Source organism: Runella sp. (genome assembly GCF_027484545.1).
In the GTDB taxonomy this organism is placed as follows: Bacteria; Bacteroidota; Bacteroidia; order Cytophagales; family Spirosomataceae; genus Runella.
Window position 1 is genome coordinate 21,068 of the sequence record NZ_JAIXST010000083.1, and the last position, 6,535, is coordinate 27,602.

Below are 6,535 nucleotides of genomic sequence, written 5' to 3' on the forward strand. Positions count from 1 at the left end.
AATAAGTATTTACGACGAACAGGTATGAAAAAGAATCTACTTCATATCCCTTACAGGCAAACCTATAAGATAGCTATTTTGGCCTTATTGGCTTTAACAATAGAGAGTTGTCGAACCCCTAACAATGAGCCCGTAGACCCTGCCGCTATCTCAAAAGGGGCCGAAACCTACAGTGCCGATGTAGCTACAAAGTGGGCAGATATGGATTTAAAACTTATCCGAGCCAGTACGGGCTTCACTCCGCCCGTAGCATCACGTGCATTAGGCTATGCAGGCGTGGCCATGTACGAATCGGTAGTAATTGGTATTAAGGGCAATAAATCTTTGGAAGGACAGCTTAATGGCCTAAAAACTTTGCCTAAGCCCGATGCTGGGAAAGAGTACAACTGGGCAATCAGCGCCAATGCAGGGCAACTTTTTATGGCAAAAAATTTGTGGCCAACCGCTACTGATGCCGCCAAAAAAACGGTAGATTCCTTAGCTACTGCTATAAAAAACAGTTTGGCAGAAAACAGTAGTAAGGAAGTCATTGAGCGTTCCGAAGCCTTTGGTCAGGCGATTGCCGAAGCCATTTTTGAATGGTCAAAAACCGACAGTGGTCACGAAGGGTTTAAGCGAAACTTTCCCGAAGACTTTAAAGTACCTGTATTTCCCGGCTCATGGCAACCTACAGAAAATGGCAGAAAATTTCCAATGCAGCCTTATTGGGGTAAAAATCGCCCTTTCATTACAGCTCATGCTTCCTTGCCCATGCCTCCTCCATTGGTAGTATCTACGCAAATAAATTCGCCTTATTTTCAGCAATATTATGATGTTTACAAGAAAAATATCAGCTTGACTCAAACGGAAAAGGAAATTTCAGTTTGGTGGGCCGACGACCCAAGCGAAACTTTTACGCCTCCGGGACACTCCTACAATATTGCCAATATTGCCATTAAGAAATCGAATGTAAAACTGGATAAAGCCGCCGAAGCTTTTGCCCGCACCGGCATAGCAGTAGCAGATGCGTTTATTTTATGCTGGAAATGTAAGTATGCATTCAACAATGAGCGTCCTTATACCTTTGTACGTCGAGCAATTAATCCCAATTGGGTTCCTTTTTGGCCGGCACCACCATTTCCTGGATATTCGTCAGGGCATTCCACCCAATCTTCAGCAGCAGCAATCGCCTTAGAGGGCTTATTTGGTACAGATTTTGCCTTTGTAGACGACTCCCACGTCAGTCGCCTGCGTGATACCAAACGCAACGTTGACTTTAAAGCAAGGTCTTTTAAATCGTTTTGGGAATCCGCCGAAGAATCTGCCTATTCACGGTTTTTAGGGGGTATCCATACTTTTCAAGACAATGATACCGGACTCAAGGAAGGCAAGAAAATAGGGCAGAATATTAACGCGCTCCAGTGGAAACAATAAGCTGACAGCGCTTCCTGTAACTCATTCATCTCTTCGCTCATCAACAGGCTAAAGCCTTCGGTGAGCGAAAGTTTTTTTTAAGGTAAGGGTTATTTCTAACTTTGTTCCCATTGTTAGTTTCACGTATTTTCTGTTAAGCAAGAGTAGCGATTTGGTTCTCAATACTTTACAAATAACGAACAACTCACAAAATTAACTTTCATAAATTTAAAACATTTCTACAGTGAAAAACGGACTACTTATTTGGAATGCAGCATTAACATTGGCAGTGATTTTTTTAGGTTACCAACATTTTCAACATCATTCTTCGGGTGGTAGTGATACCGGTGCAGCTGATACCGCCAAAGGCAAGAAAATCGTATATGTACAGGCAGATTCTCTCCTAAAAAATTATGACTACTACAAAGACTTTCAGAAAGAGTTTGAAAGCAAAGGATTTCAATTAGAAAACGACTTGGCAAACAAAGGCCGCTCGTTTCAAAACAAAGTAGCCTTTTTTCAGCAACGCGCTCAACAGGGTGCTTTATCGCAGGACCAAGCACAATCCGCTCAGGCACAATTAGGAAAAGAAGAACAGGATATCACGAAGTATCGCGATGAACAGTTACGTAAATTGGAAGAAGAGCGCTTGAAAAAAACGGAAGAGTTCTACGGAAACATTTTTGAGTACATCAAAAGTTACAACAAAGAAAACGGCTACGAATTTGTGTTGGGATACAGCAAAGGCGGTGGTATACTCTTCGCTGATGCCAGTTTAGATGTAACCAAAAAGATTGTAGAAGGTCTTAACAAAGAATACAAAGAAAAAGAAACTGCCAAAACCAAGAAGTAATTCTAAAAAAGGCATTTCTGCGTCGGCAGTTTGTAATGACTTTCAGAAAGTCATTACAAACTGCCGATTTTTATTTTCGAGAAAACAATTTTAGGTTAAAAGTAAGCGTTAAAAAGCAGCATCCTTCCAATTATCAAGCTACAATCCTCTTGCATAAAGTTTTACCTCATTTCTTAACTCCTAATGACAATGAAAAAGGTAAAACTATTTTTAAGGCTGCTTTGGCTGGCTTCGTGCCAACGCGACAGTGATATTCCGACTTCGGCTGCAGATTGCCTTGTAACCGCTTCCGCCCATAATGGCGAAATTATTGAAGGCGATTACATTGTCACTCTAAAAGACAGTAACACTGGGTCTTCATCAATTGTATCTATCAGCAATGCTCGAATTGCCGCTCTGTCAGAACAGCTTTTGGACAAAACATCACGTCAGCTCAAAATTTATTAAAACTACTTTTGCCGGACACAAAAACGGTTTCTTAGCCACCCTCACCAAAGCAGAAGCAACAGAATTACAAAGGGAATCCACGGTTGAACTTGTTGAACCTGACCGGATTGTAAGCGTATGTTCCTGCGTAGATGTGGTAGCGCCCACCTCAGTGACTTGGAGCATACGGAAAACAGGATATGGGAACGGAGAAAATTTTCAGGATAAAACCGTCTGGATTATAGATACCGGAGTAGATCTTGATCATCCTGATTTGAATGTAGACAAAGAGCGCAGCCTTTCATTTATAAGCGGACAAACATCTGCCGATGATAATAATGGCCATGGCACACACGTAGCCGGAATTATTGGTGCCATTAACAACACCATCGGGGTAGTAGGCGTGGCTTCTGGCGTAAAAGTAGTTGCTCTGAAAGTATTGGACCAACTTGGAGCAGGAACTCTCTCAAGTGTAGTAGCGGCAGTAGCGTACGTAAGTCAAAATGGAAAAGCAGGTGATGTTGTGAATATGAGTTTAGGCTTGGAAGGCATTTCAGCTACCTTAGACCGTGAAGTAAAAGCTGCTGCTGATAAAGGAATTTTGTTTACCATAGCAGCGGGAAATGACAGAAAATTGGCCAATAATTTCTCGCCAGGAAGAGTCAATCATGCCAATATCTTCACGGTTTCAGCGGTAGACAGTACGGGAAAGTTTGCAAGTTTCTCCAACTACGGCAACGATGTGGTAGATGTAGCTGCTTACGGAGTTAGAATTTTTTCAACCTATATGAATGGCCGTTATGCCACTTTATCGGGCACTTCTATGGCGGCACCTCACGTGGCAGGCTTACTGTTGATTCGAGGAAACAATATTCCAACTTTTGGTGTCGCTTCTAATGACCCTGACGGTGTGGCCGACCCAATAGCTCGGGCAAGCAGTCAACAGATTTCGGTAGCAAGAATAAGTGATTAATCTTCCAAAACATTGGCAATAAAAGTCACCTTTAAAAACATCATGACTAAGAAGAAAGCAATGGCCCAGTTGAGGTAAACACGGTAAAAGTCTTTTACCTCCTGATAACGGCGGTTTTTGACGTTAACTCGTTCTAAACGGTCTATTTGACGAAAAACATTTGCCAAAACCGCATTGTCAGTAGCTCGGTAAAATTGCCCATTCGTAGTTTTCGAGATTTTAAGGAGGGTACCTTCATCCGGAGCAGTAAGTGAAACACCCAAAGAATCATTGAAAAACCGTCCCGAATTACCCCTGCCAATAGCAATTGTATAGACCTTTACCCCAAAGGCTTTTGCTAATTTGGCAGCGGTAATGGGGTCTAAATTTCCTGCCGTATTTTCACCGTCACTCAATAAAATAACGACTTTAGATTTAGCTGTACTTTCACGCAGCCGATTGATACATACCGCCAATGCACTGCCTACAGCTGTCCCGGCTATTGAAATCATTCGATGATTTACATCTTCCAAAAAGCCGTACAGTAGTTCATAGTCATTTGTTAACGGACATAAGGTAAAAGCTTCACCAGCAAAAACGACTAACCCGACACGGTCTTGAAGACGGCCGCTAATAAACGATTTGGCAACCGACTTGGCAGAAGTTAATCGATTAGGCGGCAAATCTTTGTCGAGCATGGAGTCTGAAATATCCAAGGCCAACATAATGTCAATGACCTCAGCATCTCGCTCGGTAAGAGTATTAATTAATTGAGGACGAGCTAAAGCAATTAACAAGCAACTAAGGGCTAAAAAGCCTGCGGCAGGAAATAAAAAGCGTAGCCACTTGGACCAACTGCCGGGAGTATGATCGTTTATGAAGGTAATACCCAATCGTTGAAAAGCCCCGGCATGAAAAAAATTGCGAAGCCAAAAAGCAATTGGCACCGCTAAAATCCCGTATAAGTAGTAAGGATGTGCCCACGTGAAAGTGCGCAATTTGGAAAGAGTAAACCAATCAAAAGAAAGCCAATCCCACATTTTCAGTCAATGGTTATTAATCAATGGTCGATAGCCCACAGTAAATAACAACCTAAAAACTGTAAACCACAATCCCGATAGCCATCGGGAGTAAACTAATCTTTTACTTCTTCATAATCTACATAATCCCCTCCCCCAAAACGGGATTGATTGGCATTGGAAGGACCCGGTTCAACTCGAATCTCGCCTTCACGTCGTTTAGGTTGTTGGTTTGCTTTCTTTTGCTCCTTCACCAATTGCCGCCCTACCAATAACCAAAACATAAACCGCCGAAATGAAGGTACAAAGGCGATTAAGAAAATAAAGATGAGGAGTATGTTGAAAAGTATTTTCATTGTTCTAATTTTTTATTCATCCATAATAAAAACGCAGGAAGTAAAATTAAATTGGACAGCATTCCCATTAACAACGTTATCGAAACTAAAATTCCCAAAGCGACCGTACCTTTAAAGGTAGAGGCAGTAAAAATAGCAAAACCAACAAAAAGTACAACAGCGGTGTAAAACATACTGATTCCCGTAAACTGTATCGTTTGAGAAATAGCTTCTGATACGCTTCTTCCTCGGTTACGAAATTCATCCTTATACTTAGTTAAAAAATAAATGGTCCCGTCAGACGATAGTCCAAATGCGATACTGAAAATCAACGTGGTAGAGGGTTTGAGATGAATACCTGCAAATCCCATGATACCCGCCGTGATAGTTAAAGGTACTAAACTTGGTATGACGGCAATCAGAATCATGCGCCAATTGCCAAACAAAATTACCATCAGAACCGAAATCAGGGCTATAGCCAACAAAGTACTTTCTACCAAGTTTTTCAGGAGATAATCGTTACCTTTTGTAAAAACGATACTGTTACCCGTAATTTTAGCTTCATAACGTTCTTCTTTTTCAGCCCATTTCCCAGTTTCAGAGTCAATATTGAAAATACTGTCAATCCTAGGCTGAAGCAAATTATATAATTCGGTAATACGCGTCGTTCCAATATCAGCTACTTGAAAACTCACTCTTGTATGACGACGGGTACTATCCATAAAACCTTTAAAGCGACCTTCATTTTCTTTAACAGTTCCGGCGTACTCTGAGAGTTTATTCAATTCAAGTGCACCAGGCAAAACAAAATATTTAGGGTCACCGCCACGATACGATTGATAAATAAATTTAATTACCTCTACTAAAGAAATGGGCTTCGTAAATTCCGAATGCTTTGCGACTTCTTTCTGCATTAAGCGAATTTTAGTCAATGTTTAAGGGCTTAATGCCCGACCCGGACGACCCGAATCTACATTCACTTCAAAAGGCATTACCCCGTGAAAGTGTTTTTTGAAAAATTTCAAATCGGTAAGTATGGGGTCATTTTTAGGAAGGTCATCTACAATGTAGCCTACGGCCTTAATTTGGCTCAATCCATAAATAGAAATAATGACAAGTACAGTTACAGTTCCGTAAATAAGCCGGCGTCGATGATTGACGAGGTAATCTACTTTTCGTAAAAAAGCTCTGAGGCGTTTTCCCTCCAACCGAGAAAGATGTTTTTCTTTAGGGATAGGTAAATAACTGTAAAGAATCGTAATCAGTATGAGACAAATGGCATAAGTACTCAATACGCTCAACGATGCCACTAAGCCAAACTCTACCAATAACTTACTGCCAGTTAAGTATAGAGAACGACCGAACTTCTTGGAATCAAAACTAAAATAATTGCAATTTTGCGAAATGAAAAAGAAAGTAGAAATAAGCGAACCAGAACGGTTGGCAAATTTCATGCATTCATTTGGCCAAAATCACGGCGAGGATTTCAAGGCACTGGTGTTACATCTTATTCAACAGTCGAATATTGAAGTCATTTCAATGCAAATTGGTATTCCTC

At 41.1% G+C, this 6,535-nt stretch carries 8 protein-coding genes; 4 read left to right on the forward strand and 4 right to left on the reverse strand.

Features of this window, described 5'->3' with window-relative positions; all coding sequences use genetic code 11:
* Window positions 1-24: 24 nt before the first annotated feature.
* The 4 genes from Q0081_RS07710 to Q0081_RS07725 all read left to right on the forward strand — a co-directional run bounded on the left by Q0081_RS07710 (window position 25) and on the right by Q0081_RS07725 (window position 3,644).
* Window positions 25-1,413 carry a vanadium-dependent haloperoxidase gene (locus Q0081_RS07710; protein ID WP_298351022.1) on the forward strand — a complete coding sequence of 463 codons (1,389 nt, stop codon included), beginning with the start codon at window positions 25-27 and terminating at the stop codon, window positions 1,411-1,413.
* A gap of 223 nt (window positions 1,414-1,636) precedes the next feature.
* Window positions 1,637-2,245: an OmpH family outer membrane protein gene (locus tag Q0081_RS07715; RefSeq protein ID WP_298351024.1), complete on the forward strand. Its 609-nt coding sequence runs from the start codon at window positions 1,637-1,639 to the stop codon at window positions 2,243-2,245.
* A 189-nt stretch (window positions 2,246-2,434) separates the two neighbouring features.
* Window positions 2,435-2,692: a hypothetical protein gene (locus Q0081_RS07720; protein ID WP_298351027.1), complete on the forward strand. Its 258-nt coding sequence runs from the start codon at window positions 2,435-2,437 to the stop codon at window positions 2,690-2,692.
* On the forward strand, window positions 2,625-3,644 hold the full coding sequence (locus tag Q0081_RS07725; protein WP_298351029.1) for a S8 family serine peptidase: 1,020 nt from the start codon (window positions 2,625-2,627) through the stop codon (window positions 3,642-3,644). The genes Q0081_RS07720 and Q0081_RS07725 overlap by 68 nt, the downstream gene beginning before the upstream one ends.
* On the opposite strand, the gene Q0081_RS07730 is transcribed toward Q0081_RS07725, so the two are convergent.
* From Q0081_RS07730 to Q0081_RS07745, 4 genes are all read right to left on the reverse strand, one after another.
* Window positions 3,641-4,663 carry a VWA domain-containing protein gene (locus Q0081_RS07730; protein ID WP_298351032.1) on the reverse strand — a complete coding sequence of 341 codons (1,023 nt, stop codon included), beginning with the start codon at window positions 4,661-4,663 and terminating at the stop codon, window positions 3,641-3,643. The two genes, Q0081_RS07725 and Q0081_RS07730, sit on opposite strands and share 4 nt — an antisense overlap.
* A 95-nt stretch (window positions 4,664-4,758) precedes the next feature.
* Entirely contained in the window at window positions 4,759-4,998 is a 240-nt protein-coding gene (locus Q0081_RS07735) for a DUF4834 domain-containing protein (RefSeq protein WP_298351035.1), read from the reverse strand.
* On the reverse strand, window positions 4,995-5,891 hold the full coding sequence (locus Q0081_RS07740) for an RND family transporter (RefSeq protein WP_298351037.1): 897 nt from the start codon (window positions 5,889-5,891) through the stop codon (window positions 4,995-4,997). The genes Q0081_RS07735 and Q0081_RS07740 overlap by 4 nt, the downstream gene beginning before the upstream one ends.
* Window positions 5,892-5,912: 21 nt before the next feature.
* Entirely contained in the window at window positions 5,913-6,305 is a 393-nt protein-coding gene (locus tag Q0081_RS07745) for a hypothetical protein (protein WP_298351039.1), read from the reverse strand.
* Window positions 6,306-6,535 lie beyond the last annotated feature (230 nt).